Below are 14419 nucleotides of genomic sequence, written 5' to 3' on the forward strand. Positions count from 1 at the left end.
AATAACATGGCTGAAGGGATGGAGGATACCTCCATCCCCTTTTTAATGAAAAGTCGAAGGTCAAGGAGGATTTTTATTATGAGTTTATGTCCCCTATGTAATGGAATGAATGATTTGAATATACAATGTCAATCTTGCAATAATCAAATGTCTGATAAGGGTAGGTACTTTGATTACTTTGGAGATTATTCCCCTTATGAGTCCATTGAATTGATGAAGGAGTCTGATGGTATTGCGACAGATAAACAAGATGAAACATGTCCACATTTGTTTACTTGCGAGAGTTGTCAACAAGATAAAGTGATATTAGTGCAAGAGGTATAATAAAGTCCCCTTCCAAGTTTGGAAAGGGACTAAGGAATACATTATTAATTAGCGAATACGAAGTTCAGTTTCAATATCGAAGAAGTGACATTTGTTCATGTCCATAGCCATCTTAAGCTTGTCGCCACCGTTGATGTCTGTACGAGAATCAACACGTGCAATAAAGTCTTGGTTATCGATCTTAGAGTATAGGTATGTTTCAGAACCCATTAACTCAGCAACATCAATTTCAGCTTCAAATGAAGAGTGTTCAGATGCTTCGATAAATACAGGCTCGTCATGAATGTCCTCTGGACGAATTCCAAGAATAATATCTTTATTGTTGTAGTTACCAAGAAGCTTTAACTTACCTTCTGGTACTTTAATTTTGTGATCACCAAGGTGGAAGAATCCATCTTTTAATTTACCTGCTAAGAAGTTCATCGCTGGTGATCCAATGAATCCACCTACGAATACGTTATCTGGATAATCATAGATATCTTTTGGACGACCAACTTGTTGGATAAGTCCATCTTTCATAACAACGATACGAGTCGCCATTGTCATCGCTTCAGTTTGGTCATGTGTAACGTAAATAGTAGTTGTTTGTAAACGTTGGTGAAGCTTAGTAATTTCAGCACGCATTTGTACACGTAGCTTTGCATCAAGGTTTGATAAAGGCTCATCCATCAAGAATACTTTTGGATTACGTACGATCGCACGACCTAGTGCCACACGCTGACGCTGACCACCAGACATTGCTTTAGGCTTACGGTCAAGCATTTCAGTTAAACCAAGAATTTTTGCTGCATTACGTACGCGATCATCAATTTCAGCTTTTTTAAACTTACGAAGTTTAAGACCGAAAGCCATGTTATCGTATACATTCATATGTGGGTAAAGTGCATAGTTTTGGAATACCATCGCGATGTCACGATCTTTAGGAGCAACGTCGTTTACCATTTCGTCACCGATGTAAAGTTCACCTTTAGTGATTTCTTCAAGACCTGCTACCATTCGAAGTGTTGTAGACTTACCACAACCAGATGGACCAACGAATACGATAAATTCTTTGTCTTCAATATCAAGACTGAAGTCAGAAACTGCTGTTACGTCTCCATCAAAGATTTTGTAAAGACCTTTAAAAGTAATATCTGCCATATTAGTTCCACTCCTCTTTATTTAGAACGGCTGATTGCTCCGTTCGGTTTGTGTAATCAATTTCTATTAATAGTGTAACTTGCAAAGGCTTTCATAACTACTGTAAGCGTGCACAAAAATAATGGGCGATTTTTGTGCAATGTGCAAAAGTAACTAAAACCTCTCTATTCTATGACTCTTTTTATAAAGTCTAGTCCGTTTTCATGATCAGTGGAGCGGGAGTGAAGAGCTAGTACGATTCCGTCTCCCATGTGTATATTTCCTTCTTGTAAGATGTCATGTTCCGTAATATCTATTCCATAAATTTCATCTGTCTCATTATGCTCAAGCTTTTCATAAAGGAGTTGCTCAGGGGGAACATGCTCTTCAAGGAAATCTTCAATAGGTGTCATTGGTGAAAAAACTGATTGAGGAAATAAATCATAGAAGTGAAACAGATCAACAATAAATAAATCAGCATCATCATTCATCAGTTCAAGAATACTTCTCTGTCTTTCCCCCATGTCATACTGACTAGAGACTTCAGCAGGAGTAGTATAATTATTGATTTCTACTCGCTCCCATTCTGGGAAAACTAATAGTATGTTTTCTTCAATTCTATCTGTATCTATATTATAGAATTCCCCAAAAAAAGTAATGGCTAGGTCTGCAGGAGGGAGACTGTCTAAATATGCCTGATTTCTCCATGATTGAATGGAAGAATGTAAAATAACACCTGTTAGAAACAAAATAACTACCCCGAATATAAGGTGGTATTTATAATGATACATCAAATTATCAAGCTTTTCCCTTATTGGGCTGACAGGTTCGTTTTGCTCCACTTGTTTAGATCTTTCCCTTTCGGTTAAATGTTTTTTTATTACTTGATATGCTTCATTTATTATATTTAAATCAACAATGGTTTCTTCATTCTTATTTCGATCCACTTCGTTTTTATGTCTTAGTATCCAAGTATAATATTTATCTTCTATTTCTTCTTCGGAAGCATCAAGGGCTACACCTAATACCTCATAAGCCTCATTTAAATTCAATAATGACACCCCTTTGCTCAAGAACTAAAGTTCCCGTTTTTGCTGGAGAAGCACGAACATAAGATAAACTGCCACTGCATTAGGAAACCGTTTAATATCAATGGAGGTTTTCTCAATAAATTTATCCACACGGTATTGCAGTGAGTTACGGTGCATATACAATTTTTTTGCAGCAAGGGTCGTATTCATATTACATTCAAGATAAACTTTAACGGATTCTATTAAAGTTTGATCTTCCATAACTGGTTCTAATTTTTCTAATGTTATTTTGATCGTCTCATCAGGTATGTCCTTTAATAAGAAATAAGGGACTATTTCATGCTCATGAAATATCCTTTTTGTAGGTGAAAAGCCTCGGACAATGTGGAAAACAGATGTTTCCCAGTTGAAATGTGTTTGAATGTTATTCATTGATGTAATTGGCGAGCCAATATATAGAATGATTTGGACAAAAAAGTCAGATGTGATGGTATCAATGATGGATTCTTCGTCATTTTCCTCTTCAAAGTGTTCATCGATCACTTGCACGAGAAAACCTTCAGATTTATTTCTCCATAAACATACAGGCGATGTTGGAAAAAGGCTTTTCATAGCTTCTTCAAATTGCTCATTATTTCCTAATGTACCCTTCACCGTAAAGTAAATAAATCTAAATGGTGTGGTTAAATGGTTCTCTAGTTCTGATGTATTCAGCTCTTGTTTATTAAGAAGCGTATCGTATAATAACTGTTCTAGCTTTGTTTTTCCATGAAAGAGATCTGTTTCTTTTTCATTAAACAAGGTGTCCAATAATGTTGCTTCATCTTCTGTAAGCTTTCTTTTATCAAACGTCAAGCGTGTTCCCTCAATGTCTGTGACTGTTAAACGGGAGGAGGGGGGAATGTCTTGAGAATTACTAGGTATTGCAAAGGAATAATTTTTCTTCAAACGATTTAACATAGAATGTACCTCCATTTATACTCGTATACAAGTATATAGAAAAAAACGGATTTTCGCCAAATAAATCTAGTGAATTAAAATGAGGCTGTCCGTCTTGGACAACCTCATTTCTTATGTTTCATCTTGATCTACACGGTAAGGAGGGTCCTCCTCCTTAAAGTCTTGCGCTTCATCAATTTGTCGTTTGTCATAGGTAATATGGTCTCTACCACCAGCGAGGCCTTCGTTCGTGTAACGGTCAACATCGACCATGACTTTGTCTCTGCCTTCATGTTGTGAGTCTTTGTGTGGCATTTGACTACGCCCCCTTTAGTGAATTGGCTGCGGTGAAAATAAGTGCTTCTTCATTAGTTTCTGCAGGAAGGGGGGATTTATTCCGTTAGTGTTCTTCATATACATGATAAAGCATAAGGTCATGTACACATGATTCTAGGAACGACTTCTCTTTATCGTCTGTTATAGCTGACTTCCATGTAATTGAACCATCTTTAAAGTATGTACCGTTGTACTCTTTCTGCTTATAAAAAAATGAGAAATTCCACTCTTGATTGATAAGGTTATTTTTTATTTCTTTATATTGAAAATGGGTTAACAAAGTAAAGCCCCTCCCGTTTTATGAAATAACATATCAGGTTCTTTATTATTTTACCATATATATGAGAAGGGACTAAGGAAAGGGCTTTATCTGATCTAGCTTTCATGTAAAAATATTTTTGTTAAGTTATCTATTCTTTTCTTTTGAATGTGTCTTTCATCAAAAGACATCGGTTTACTATTAATATCAAGAACCCATACATTTTTATTCATGTCTATCCCTACATCAAAGGAAAATTCCTTGACAGTATAATGACTCTCTAGTAGGTTTCCTATTTGTTGACCTAAGTGACTAACTAGATCTTCTTCAGGTTTTACAGGGACTTCATCCATATCTAATACCTTACCACCTTGAGGAACATGAGTGGTGTAACCATCTTCATTTGCTCCCCTTGCACCAATTCCAATGAAAATCCATTTTCCATTAATATGATGCATTAAGACTCTAAAATCATATGGTGTATCGTTGATCTTTGTAATAGAGATACATCTTTGATTTAACAAATCTCTAGATTTGTATACATCCTTTAGTAAATAGTGTAATTGGGGAAATGATAAGTCTTGAAAAATCTTTCGTTGTGAAAATAATTGATATTTATTTCCATTCTTCTCGATTTTCCAAATACCTTTCCCTTGTGATCCGTGAGTGTCTTTTATATAGATAACTGGATACTTGGAAAGAAAAGACCATAAAACCCCTTCGTTTGTTAAAGGGACTGTAGTAGGGTAATAATGCTTTAAAATATCATCTCTACCCATCAATTCTGAAATATCTTTTTTATTGAAAAAAGAATCGTTAAAAAATTTAATGCCTTGAGATTTAAGTTTCTTGAAGTATGCCCTTACTTCTTTAGAATTCTCTAAATGTCGATATGGATATCGGTTATAAATGATATGGGGTCTAGGGTGCGGCTTTTCAATCCAATCACCTTTTGAATTGTCCCAATAATATACAGATAAGGAACGGTTGCGTGTAGAAAGGGGGAAGACGCATCCTGTTCCCCCGTGTTCTTCTATACTATTTATTAAATCTTTATAAAAATCCATTTCACCTGTAAACAGTTCACCTTTCTTTGCAGAAACAATCACAACATTTTTCTTTAGGCCCTTTCTTATCAATCCAAAAGCCTCCTTATAAAAACTAGATTGGGAAGAGTAGTAGATGACGGATCAGATGACGGATTCCTGACCATCCAACACCCCTTCTAGTGTTGTGCGATATAAATAAAAGGCGTAATCCATAGGCAATCTTCGTGTTAATAAATCATCATGCTTTAACTTTGGATTAGAAAATATTGTCCTGCCTGGTTTAGAGTTGGCCTCAAACATCCATATTTTTGATTCAGAATCTACTCCCAAGTCAAAGCCGATTTCGCCAACGTCTCCACCTGTTGTAGCATCAATTGCTCTACTCAGTGTAATAGCAGACTCTTTAAGTTGGTGAAGTAATGTTTTTTCTAATGAAAGGTCTGCCCAAATCTCCGAAGCTGATTTCACATGACCGCCACTTTTTACATGAGTCGTCACACTCCCGGAACCTGCTACCTTTGCGGCTATTGCACTTACTTTCCAGAAACCATTTATATCTTTATTCGTGTGAACGCGGAAATCGATAGGGTTATTTTGATATTTAATTAATGATATCCCTTCTTGGACGACCAGGGCATCAAAACCACTAGGGAATTGTGTCCTTAAAAGTCTTGATAATGAGCCATAACGCCTTAATCGATTTCTCCATTGATCCCTAAATCTGCAATAATAAAAACCCTCCTCTTCATGATAAATAACTTGGTGTATCCCTAAACCTAGACTGCCATTTTTGGGTTTGATATAGACATGACCATATTGATGGACAAAATCCTTAATCTCACCTTCAGTTGGTGATGCAATCGTTTTAGGGAGGTATTTATTTGCTATAGGGATATCAATTAGTTGCTGGTAAATGTGCCATTTATCAAAAAAACCAGGATTAAACCAAGGGATTTCATACTCTTCCTGCAGTCTCTCCCTTACTTTTGAATAGTCAGGGTGTGATTCTGTCCTTCTGTTTGGAAGCCTATCATATATAACATTTGGAATTGGAATTTTTAACTCTACCCAACCGTTATCTGTGAAAGTGTAGCCCTCAATGAGCCCTTCTTCCCAATGAATATGATGAGATCCAAAGATGAATGCAAGGCCCCCTCGAGTTTTTGCAGCATGAATGTATTTCGCAAATAAAAAGGATCTTTCTCCTACAGGTCTTAGGGGACTTCCTGTAAATCCTGCTGTGAAGATCCCAATAATGGGTCCTAGATGAATCTTCCCATCTTGCCCACGAATACTAGTAATCTTCATAGCAAATGGAATAGCTAAAGTATCCCAAGCAAGCTTTGAAAATACCCATTCACCACTCTTTCTTGACGAACTTATTGTGCAGATAACTTCTTTCGTTCCGAAAATAAAGGTTGCAGTTCCTCCTATTTTTAATCCTAAGAAGTCAAGATCATCATTAGGGATATCGATCGTATGATTATTTATGTCTTTATCATTACTTATATAAACGGTTCGAGCTTCCGTCATGTAAGTCACTCCTATCAAGATTCTTCTCGAGCTTTTCTATCCTATTCTTTGGACCTGAAAAGATTCTGCGCCAAACTGTTTTCCCCGTAGTACGCAAAACAGTTTGATAGCCTGGCTTTGAATTAATTTCTAAGATCCAAAGTTTGTTTCTTTCATCTATTCCAAGATCCACTCCGAGTTCAAATAATGGCGAATGGTGTTTTTCCAGTTGTTCAGGTATACGAGGGAGAATGTCACCAATTTGTTTGTTAATGTGATTTTTTTCTCTTTTGGAAAATGGCATGGTTTTTTGAACGGATCCACCTGAGTGAATATTTGAAACGTTCGTATTTTCCTTTCCTACCCGAAACCCTTTTCCAACGATGTACCAATTCGTTTCTCCCTTTTGTAAGACAATCCGATAGTCAAATGGACGGTTTTCTCTTTTTAGGTTCTTATAAGGCTGGATAATATAGTTATCCTTTAAAAGGATGGATTGTACCTGAGTATAAGGCTCTTTATCTGAGAGTATAGTTACAAGCTTATTAGACGCATCTGTGAGGCAATGGGATCCATCTTCTTTTTTAAAAATAAAATATATTCCTTTCCCACCTGAACTAGAGATCGGCTTAAGCACTAAATCTTGAAAAAAATTTAAATAACTTTGAAAGGTCGACCTATTCAACAATTGAGTCGGCATTAAGTAGGGGGAAAGATGCTCATTCCTTTTTAGCCATTGATGAACAGCCCATTTATTAGGTAAGCCAATTCCAAGGAAGGTTGACATTTGTTTTATTTCATTCACGATACTTATTGCATGATAGCTACTTTTATCCTTACTGGAATAAAAACAACGGTCGTAAATGTATTTAGGAATAGGGAAAGTTGCATCAAGCCATTTGTTTGTGTAACTGTTGTACTGAAGTCCTCGTTGTACTAATCCATGTTCCCTATCCACATCGAGTGGACTGAAACGAAATATATCATACCCGTTTTCAGCGCATAAAGAGGCTACTCCATTTAAATAAGGATTGTATTCACTTGTATCTAACTGGAGAATACCAAGGGTAGTCATTTCTTTCAGCCTTTCTCTTTTGAGTCGCTGTAATAGACCATAAATATAAGGATAGACTGTCTGCATTCAACACCTGATATCATTAATGATGGCTGAATCCGGTTAAATATTCAGCGTAATCAAGCAAAAGTCGTATAGATGGGAAGCTGTTATTCGAGTGTTGCAGAGAGTCTCCTTTAGAAGGTTTAATATTTACTTCTAAGATCCAGACATGACCGGTCTTGTCGATCATAAAATCAAAACCTAATTCACCATATAGACCATCTGTTTCCCTATCGATGATCTGGGCACCATGAATTCCAAGTTCATTCATGAAGCGTATTGTATGTTTTGCTTTTTCTTCAGTCATGAATTCTTTCAAAAGTGTGGATGCTTTTCTCTGCGATCCACCTTGTGCCAAGTTTGAAACAATTTTTCCACCGTCCCCAACTCTTGAAACAGTAGAACATGCTTTCCATTCACCAGATATATTTTTTACACATAAAACTCTAAAATCAATTGGCGCATTTGAGTATTCAAGTGTATCAATTTGTGGTTGGACGATATATCGCCGTTTCCGAACCCTATCCTGTAATATTTCAAAAAGTTGGTAATCTGTTTTTACTTTTTTTGTTTGCCAGCCTTGATCAGTAGGGTAAGTAATTTTATAGACTCCCTTTTCTTGTTGGACTTTTATAATGCCAGAGCCTTCTTTACCCCAAAAAGGTTTTATAAATATATTTGAGTATCTCGAAAGTAACTCATACAGATCATTCTTCCCCTGGAGGTGCTTTGTTTCAGGGAGGTAAGGCTCAATTGTTGGTTCTTTCATAAATAAGGCGTGTGTATCCCATTTATGCAAAAATCTATCATTGAAATATGGGATATTCATGTCCTTAAGACGTTGGAAAAAATCCTGCCCTTGGGGAGATCTTTCTTGATCCCTACGCCCGATACGATTATAGACAACATGGGGTAATGGGAAATTGCCTTTTTTCCATGTGTTGTCATGAAAAGTATAGCCTTCTACGAATGTTCCTTTTACGTCCTTATATGAAAAAACGAAAAAAGGACAGTATAAGTCAGTGGCTGATTTCCCCATCTCTTCAATATATGGTGTAATGGTACCAAACTGTGGTAGTGAGTCTGTTTGTTGGATATCACCTATTACTACTCCAATGGACGGTCCAAGATGAAACATTTTTTCTTGGTAATCGTAAAAACATTGAAGTCTTTTAACAGATAATAACGATAAGTGTTCTGCTATCGGAGGTGCCAGTTGAATGGTCGTGTCAGGCAGTGTATCATCAATAAATACTTCCACGTCCTTCGTTAAAAACTGGTACCCTATTTTGCCAAGCATTTTATGTTCTATATTCCAAATGGAAGAGATTTTTCTTGGCAATACAATTTGATTAGGGTGTAACTGTTCATTCACTTCAAGATGTGAAATATAAAGCTTGAAGGAAAGCATGGGCATCCCTCTTTATTTTATAGTTGATACTGGTTACATTATAGAAGTAAGACGTTTCATAGGTATTTGTGGATATCGTATCTTATGAAGAGACAGTGATAGATGTGCAAACCAACGGAGAAAAGGTGGTTAACATGGAGTTTCATATTGGCTGGCTTATATTACTTACAATAATCGGAGCAATACTAGGTGGGGGGACTAATATTATTGCAATACATATGCTCTTTAGACCTCATCGGGCAATGTATATTGGCTCCTATCAAATTCCTTTCACTCCGGGATTGATTCCGAAGCGTAGGAATGAGCTTGCTGTACAATTAGGGAAATTGGTGGAGGAACATCTTGTTACACCAGAAGGAATTCAAAAGCGAATTAATCAAGGCCCTTTTATGAATGACCTTGAAACAAAGATACAGCAACTCTTACATGATTTTTTGCATCAGGAACTGAGTTTTGATGAATGGTTGAAGACAAACACAAATCGTTCATGGTCAGTAACAACCATAAAAGATGCTATTCGCAATGGACTTTACAATAAACTAAATGGGATAGCCTTACGCTATCAATCGAAACCTTTGGAAGAGATTATACCACCTGAATGGAATAGTCGTTTAGAAGAGTATATCCCACGAATGACGACTACCATCTTAGATAAGGTAGAAGTATACGTGATATCAGATGAGGGTAGAGGTAAAATTGATGAAATGATCTCTCGATTTTTTGAAACAAGAGGGAGTGTTGGGGGCTTTTTAGGTAGAATGGTCAATCGATCATCTTTAACATCGATAATGATTAAAGAATTGACGAAACTTCTACATGAGGACAAAACGAAAGAACTTCTTAATGACTGGTTAAAAAGAGAGTATCATCAATATTTAAAGAAAAGTCCAGACGAAATATTAGAAAATATAGAAGTTAGTAATAAGGTTGAGAAGATGGTCGACTTGATCTTATCAGAAACCCCAATTATTAGGGATTTAGAACGTCCAATGAAAGAGTGGGCATATCAATACGAGGACATAATAATTACTAGCATTGTACCGTCCTTTATGAGTGAAGTAACAAAGTTATTAGAAAAACACTTGAAAAATACAATAAAAAGAATAGGGATCAGAAACATCGTAGAAGAGCAAGTCAATACATTCCCTCTTCAACGACTAGAGACGATACTGATCTTGGTAGCTAAACGGGAATTAAAGATGATTGCAATCTTAGGTGCCCTTATCGGTGGACTGGTTGGACTTTTTCAAGGTCTATTGATCATGATTGTTTTATAGCAAAATATTTCATCTAATATTGTGAATATTAGCCTATAAGATGAATTCTGTCGTTTTTTATGTTAAAGTCGTTAGAGAATGTTAACCGTACGTATGTATCGTAATAGTTACTTGTTTTTACGTTCACCATATTCATGCGTGCAAAAAACTAAGGAGGATTTATAAAATGGCCAACCCTTATGATAAGGCACAAGATTTAGCGAAAGCTGTTAAAGAAAGTGATGAGTTTACAGCTTTGAAAAACCTTCACGATCAAGTAAATAATGATGAGGTTGCAAAGCGTATGCTAGATAACTTCCGTAATGTTCAATTGGAGCTTCAGCAAAAACAAATGCAAGGTGAACAAATTACGGAAGAAGAGATTCAACAAGCACAAAAGCAATTTGAATTAGTTCAGCAGCATGAAGCAATCTCCAAACTAATGGAAGCTGAACAACGTATGAGCCAGTTAATTACTGACTTAAACAAAGCGATTACTGAGCCCCTTGAAGAACTATACGGCGCACAAGAAGCGTAAAATAACATAAACTGAACGGTCTTGAGGATGTCACTTTCGTGGCATCCTTTTATGTTCCCCTGAAATTAGTCTGTTTACCACTCTTTTGTACCTTCTAGGTTCTATTCAAGAAAAAAAGGACATATATGTGTATTACCAATGAACCAAGGATTAATGAAGGGGGATGGCAGCAATGGTATATCGCTTATTAGCGTTGGACATCGATGGTACCCTATTAAAGTCGAATCATCGGTTAGGAAAGGAAACAAAGGAAGCAATTGATTTTGCTGTGGAAAAAGGAGCATACGTTACTCTCGCAACGGGAAGATCATTTCCTTCTGCGAAAAAAATAGCGAAGGCACTTAAACTAGACGACGCTTACTTAATTACTCATGATGGTGGGTTTGTTGCTTCAGAGGGAGATGAACCTATATATGAAAGGCGAATTGACTCTGATCGTGCTTACCAGTTAGTAGACATTTTAGAAAACTATCATTGTCATATTCGGTTATTGCATGAAAAATATGCAATTGGAAATAAAACACGTCAACGTAATTTAATAGCAAGAATGAATATAAGCATGGGAGATCCACTTTTTTATCCTATTAATTTTGTTGATTCACTTAGTCATCATTTGATTGATCAACCACTTACGGTTCCAAAAATAAAGGCGCAATTTTGGAATGAAAAAGAACGGCAAGATGCGATGGAAGAAGTTCAAGAGCTCGTTCCACACATAAGACTTACCTCTTCAGGGGAAGGTAGCCTCGACATAACGGATGCATCTGCATCAAAAGCGAAAGGTCTTCAAGTATTGGGACATAAATTAGGAATTGAACTTAAGGAAATGGTCGCCATAGGGTGCTATGAGAATGATGAAGAAATGCTAGTTCAATCTGGAATTGGTGTTGCTATGGGACAGTCACCAGAAAGAGTAAAAAGAGTGGCCGATTGGGTAACGCGGTCAAATAATCAAAACGGTGTTGGTTACGCTGTAAGGGAAGTATTCCGTAAGCAGTTACATCCTGAAGTGTATAAATTAAAATAATATTGGGCTCTGAGATGCTTCAACCCACTAACTAACCTATAATAAGGACATCAGCAAATAATCATTGCTGATGTCTTTTTTTCATGGCTATATTTATTGACCTTCAAGATGGTGAAAGCTAAACTGAATAGGTGATTAATCATAGAAAGGAATGGCTATTAATGAATGCTATTCATTTAGTAGGAATTGAAGAAAAATTTCAAAGGGCTTGCGTAAGGTTAGTTCAATTGTTTAATGATGAAGCTAACGTAACCTTCAATGAACGTAAACCAACTAGAAAAAAAGAAGTCCTAGAACTTTCAGTAATATTTGATATAGAAGAAACAGATGATAAGACCATTTTTGTTAAGGCTGGTTTATTTCAAGATAATAGCCCGTTAATTGAAAAAAGTATTACCCTAAGTGCCTTAGAATTTCCAGTGAAAAAAGTAAAAAAACAAGCAGTCCTCTATACGTTATTAACACTCTTAGAAGATCATACTGGCATAGAGCAACCTTGGGGGGTATTAACTGGAATTAGGCCTACAAAGCTATATCACTCCATGAGACGATCGGGAAAAACGAAAGATGAGATTCACGAGGAATTAGAAAAGTTATATCTCCTTCGTCCAGAGAAAATCGAATTATTATCAAAAATAGTAGACCGCCAATTAACAGTAGTACCAGACCTTGATGAAGTGAGTAAAGAAGTGAGTGTATATATTGGCATCCCATTCTGTCCAACAATGTGTGCATATTGTACTTTCCCAGCTTATGCGATTAACGGGAAAAATGGTTCCGTTCCAGAATTTCTAGAAGGACTTCATTATGAATTGGAGAAAACTGGTGAGTGGTTAAGGGAGAATAAAATCAAAGTATCAACCATTTATTATGGTGGAGGAACACCTACGAGTATTACTGCTGAGGAAATGGATGCTTTATATGAACATATGTATGAAGTTTTTCCAGGAATGGATCAAATTCGAGAGCTAACCGTAGAAGCAGGAAGACCGGACACTATTACACCGGAAAAAATAGATGTGTTAAAAAAGTGGAAAGTAGACCGTATCAGTGTGAATCCGCAATCATTTACAAATGAAACGCTGAAAGCTATTGGAAGGCATCACTCTGTGGAAGAAACAGTTCATAAATATCATATGGCATATGAACAGGGACTTACTAATATAAACATGGATCTTATCATTGGGTTGCCAGGAGAAGGACTAGAAGAATTTCAGCATACATTGGATGTTACTGGAGAGTTACTACCAACCTCCTTAACTGTTCATACTCTCTCTTACAAGCGCGCTTCTCAAATGACAAAATATAAAGAGAAATACAAAGTAGCTAGCCGTGAAGAAGTACATGAGATGATGAAGCTTGGTGATACATGGATGGCTGAACATGGCTATGCGCCATATTATTTATACAGGCAAAAAAATATTCTAGGAAATCTTGAAAATGTAGGATATGCTCTTCCTGGTCACGAAAGTATTTATAATATAATGATCATGGAAGAAGCGCAGACGATCATTGGACTAGGTTGTGGGGCGGCTAGTAAATGGGTCGATCCAGAGACAGGGAAAATTGATCGTTTCGCAAATCCGAAAGAGCCACAAGCATATATCGAAAACTTCAAGGATTATACCCATAAAAAACTAGAGGCTTTATCGTTACTATTTAAGCTCAATTAAAGGGAGATGTTGAGTTGATTCTCAACACCGATGACTTTTATTAAAGTGTTGAATATGAAGGGGGTATGGGTGTTGGATGAAAAAATGATTCGAGACAATTTTGAACGAGCACTGAGTAAACATGAAGAGGGAACAGGACAACTGTTCATGTATTCCTTATTAGACCTTGACATTACCTATGATGAGGAAGGGGAAAAGGTGAATATCAGTGCCCCTGTATCGGACATCATGTTTAATCCCATTGGTTTTCTTCATGGTGGAATCTTAATGTATATAGCAGATACAGCAATGGGGCACTTATGTGCAGCCTTTTCAGAAAGGCCGGGGGTTACTCTTGAAGTGAAGACACAGTTCTTTAGAACAACTAGAAAAGGCACTATCCATGCTACAGCTTACTTTGTGAAAAAAGGGAAGAGCATTCAGTTTGTTGAGTGTCTCCTTGTTGATGACAGAGGCAGGGACCTTGGGAAAGTAACGGCTACTTTCTATTCACTGACTGAGTAAGCTATAAAAACATAAAAGGGTGGACGCGACAAATTTGTTGCGTCCACCTTTCCAACTTTATTAATATGTTACTCCCATATTAAAGTAAGGAAGCTGCTATCGTGATCAAGGCTCTTTATTATTCCTTGTTTTTGTTCATTGATGAAAATGTACTAATCCTCCTGAGGAGCGAACAACTCTACTAGGATTTTCCAGTGAATTCTCTTCTTCTAATCTCTGAATACCGAGTTCTTTTGCCTGCTTATCATTAGAAGCTTCAAATGTTTCATCTAATAAATGCTTACCTGTTTTATCATATGCAGTAATAAAATATTTCGCCATTTT

General features: G+C 36.6%; 16 protein-coding genes. 6 read left to right on the top strand and 10 right to left on the bottom strand.

Annotation, left to right across the window (positions count from 1 at the left end):
• Window positions 1–78 precede the first annotated feature (78 nt).
• Window positions 79–324 carry a hypothetical protein gene (locus tag BW724_RS07505; RefSeq protein ID WP_088074640.1) on the top strand — a complete coding sequence of 82 codons (246 nt, stop codon included), beginning with the start codon at window positions 79–81 and terminating at the stop codon, window positions 322–324.
• A gap of 48 nt (window positions 325–372) precedes the next feature.
• Here BW724_RS07505 and BW724_RS07510 read toward each other — a convergent pair whose 3' ends face one another.
• From BW724_RS07510 to BW724_RS07550, 9 genes are all read right to left on the bottom strand, one after another.
• Window positions 373–1464, bottom strand: coding sequence for an ABC transporter ATP-binding protein (locus BW724_RS07510; RefSeq protein ID WP_088074641.1), 1092 nt, complete (start codon window positions 1462–1464; stop codon window positions 373–375).
• A gap of 164 nt (window positions 1465–1628) precedes the next feature.
• Window positions 1629–2495: a J domain-containing protein gene (locus BW724_RS07515; protein ID WP_088074642.1), complete on the bottom strand. Its 867-nt coding sequence runs from the start codon at window positions 2493–2495 to the stop codon at window positions 1629–1631.
• A gap of 24 nt (window positions 2496–2519) precedes the next feature.
• Window positions 2520–3434 (bottom strand): PucR family transcriptional regulator, encoded by a 915-nt coding sequence (locus BW724_RS23215; protein WP_176371335.1) that lies wholly within the window; start codon window positions 3432–3434, stop codon window positions 2520–2522.
• A 111-nt stretch (window positions 3435–3545) separates the two neighbouring features.
• Window positions 3546–3728, bottom strand: a complete 183-nt coding sequence (locus BW724_RS07525) for a hypothetical protein (protein ID WP_088074643.1) — start codon at window positions 3726–3728, stop codon at window positions 3546–3548.
• Between the two features lie 85 nt (window positions 3729–3813).
• Complete coding sequence (locus BW724_RS07530; RefSeq protein ID WP_088074644.1) at window positions 3814–4029, bottom strand: DUF5342 family protein; 216 nt, start codon at window positions 4027–4029, stop codon at window positions 3814–3816.
• Between the two features lie 95 nt (window positions 4030–4124).
• The gene (locus BW724_RS07535; protein WP_088074645.1) at window positions 4125–5147 is read right to left on the bottom strand and encodes a YheC/YheD family protein; all 1023 of its coding nucleotides are present in this window, start codon (window positions 5145–5147) and stop codon (window positions 4125–4127) included.
• Window positions 5148–5198: 51 nt separating this feature from the next.
• Window positions 5199–6590: a YheC/YheD family endospore coat-associated protein gene (locus tag BW724_RS07540; protein WP_088074646.1), complete on the bottom strand. Its 1392-nt coding sequence runs from the start codon at window positions 6588–6590 to the stop codon at window positions 5199–5201.
• Complete coding sequence (locus BW724_RS07545) at window positions 6559–7710, bottom strand: YheC/YheD family endospore coat-associated protein (protein WP_088074647.1); 1152 nt, start codon at window positions 7708–7710, stop codon at window positions 6559–6561. Before BW724_RS07545 ends, BW724_RS07540 begins: the two co-directional genes overlap by 32 nt.
• Window positions 7711–7726: 16 nt before the next feature.
• Window positions 7727–9097: a YheC/YheD family endospore coat-associated protein gene (locus BW724_RS07550; protein ID WP_176371336.1), complete on the bottom strand. Its 1371-nt coding sequence runs from the start codon at window positions 9095–9097 to the stop codon at window positions 7727–7729.
• A gap of 134 nt (window positions 9098–9231) precedes the next feature.
• Between BW724_RS07550 and BW724_RS07555 the strand changes: the two genes are divergently transcribed.
• From BW724_RS07555 to BW724_RS07575, 5 genes are all read left to right on the top strand, one after another.
• Entirely contained in the window at window positions 9232–10374 is a 1143-nt protein-coding gene (locus tag BW724_RS07555) for a DUF445 domain-containing protein (RefSeq protein WP_088074649.1), read from the top strand.
• A 166-nt stretch (window positions 10375–10540) separates the two neighbouring features.
• The gene (locus tag BW724_RS07560) at window positions 10541–10891 is read left to right on the top strand and encodes a YlbF/YmcA family competence regulator (RefSeq protein ID WP_088074650.1); all 351 of its coding nucleotides are present in this window, start codon (window positions 10541–10543) and stop codon (window positions 10889–10891) included.
• Between the two features lie 172 nt (window positions 10892–11063).
• Window positions 11064–11918 (top strand): Cof-type HAD-IIB family hydrolase, encoded by an 855-nt coding sequence (locus BW724_RS07565; protein WP_088074651.1) that lies wholly within the window; start codon window positions 11064–11066, stop codon window positions 11916–11918.
• A gap of 161 nt (window positions 11919–12079) precedes the next feature.
• On the top strand, window positions 12080–13591 hold the full coding sequence (locus BW724_RS07570) for a coproporphyrinogen III oxidase (protein WP_088074652.1): 1512 nt from the start codon (window positions 12080–12082) through the stop codon (window positions 13589–13591).
• Window positions 13592–13663: 72 nt separating this feature from the next.
• Complete coding sequence (locus BW724_RS07575; protein ID WP_088074653.1) at window positions 13664–14095, top strand: PaaI family thioesterase; 432 nt, start codon at window positions 13664–13666, stop codon at window positions 14093–14095.
• Window positions 14096–14230: 135 nt separating this feature from the next.
• Here BW724_RS07575 and BW724_RS07580 read toward each other — a convergent pair whose 3' ends face one another.
• Window positions 14231–14416, bottom strand: a complete 186-nt coding sequence (locus BW724_RS07580; RefSeq protein ID WP_088074654.1) for a YhzD family protein — start codon at window positions 14414–14416, stop codon at window positions 14231–14233.
• Window positions 14417–14419 lie beyond the last annotated feature (3 nt).

The sequence above is a fragment of the Litchfieldia alkalitelluris genome (genome assembly GCF_002153425.1).
Lineage (GTDB): Bacteria > Bacillota > Bacilli > Bacillales > Salisediminibacteriaceae > Evansella > Evansella alkalicola.

Excerpts from the sequence above, each read along its gene's own strand:
- BW724_RS07560 (WP_088074650.1), top strand. The coding sequence starts at position 10,541 with ATGGCCAACCCTTATGATAAGGCACAAGATTTAGCGAAAGCTGTTAAA.
- BW724_RS07505 (WP_088074640.1), top strand. The coding sequence starts at position 79 with ATGAGTTTATGTCCCCTATGTAATGGAATGAATGATTTGAATATACAA.
- BW724_RS07540 (WP_088074646.1), bottom strand. The coding sequence starts at position 6,590 with ATGACGGAAGCTCGAACCGTTTATATAAGTAATGATAAAGACATAAAT.
- BW724_RS07550 (WP_176371336.1), bottom strand. The coding sequence starts at position 9,097 with ATGCTTTCCTTCAAGCTTTATATTTCACATCTTGAAGTGAATGAACAG.
- BW724_RS07555 (WP_088074649.1), top strand. The coding sequence starts at position 9,232 with ATGGAGTTTCATATTGGCTGGCTTATATTACTTACAATAATCGGAGCA.
- BW724_RS07570 (WP_088074652.1), top strand. The coding sequence starts at position 12,080 with ATGAATGCTATTCATTTAGTAGGAATTGAAGAAAAATTTCAAAGGGCT.
- BW724_RS07545 (WP_088074647.1), bottom strand. The coding sequence starts at position 7,710 with ATGCAGACAGTCTATCCTTATATTTATGGTCTATTACAGCGACTCAAA.
- BW724_RS23215 (WP_176371335.1), bottom strand. The coding sequence starts at position 3,434 with ATGTTAAATCGTTTGAAGAAAAATTATTCCTTTGCAATACCTAGTAAT.
- BW724_RS07510 (WP_088074641.1), bottom strand. The coding sequence starts at position 1,464 with ATGGCAGATATTACTTTTAAAGGTCTTTACAAAATCTTTGATGGAGAC.
- BW724_RS07565 (WP_088074651.1), top strand. The coding sequence starts at position 11,064 with ATGGTATATCGCTTATTAGCGTTGGACATCGATGGTACCCTATTAAAG.
- BW724_RS07580 (WP_088074654.1), bottom strand. The coding sequence starts at position 14,416 with ATGGCGAAATATTTTATTACTGCATATGATAAAACAGGTAAGCATTTA.
- BW724_RS07525 (WP_088074643.1), bottom strand. The coding sequence starts at position 3,728 with ATGCCACACAAAGACTCACAACATGAAGGCAGAGACAAAGTCATGGTC.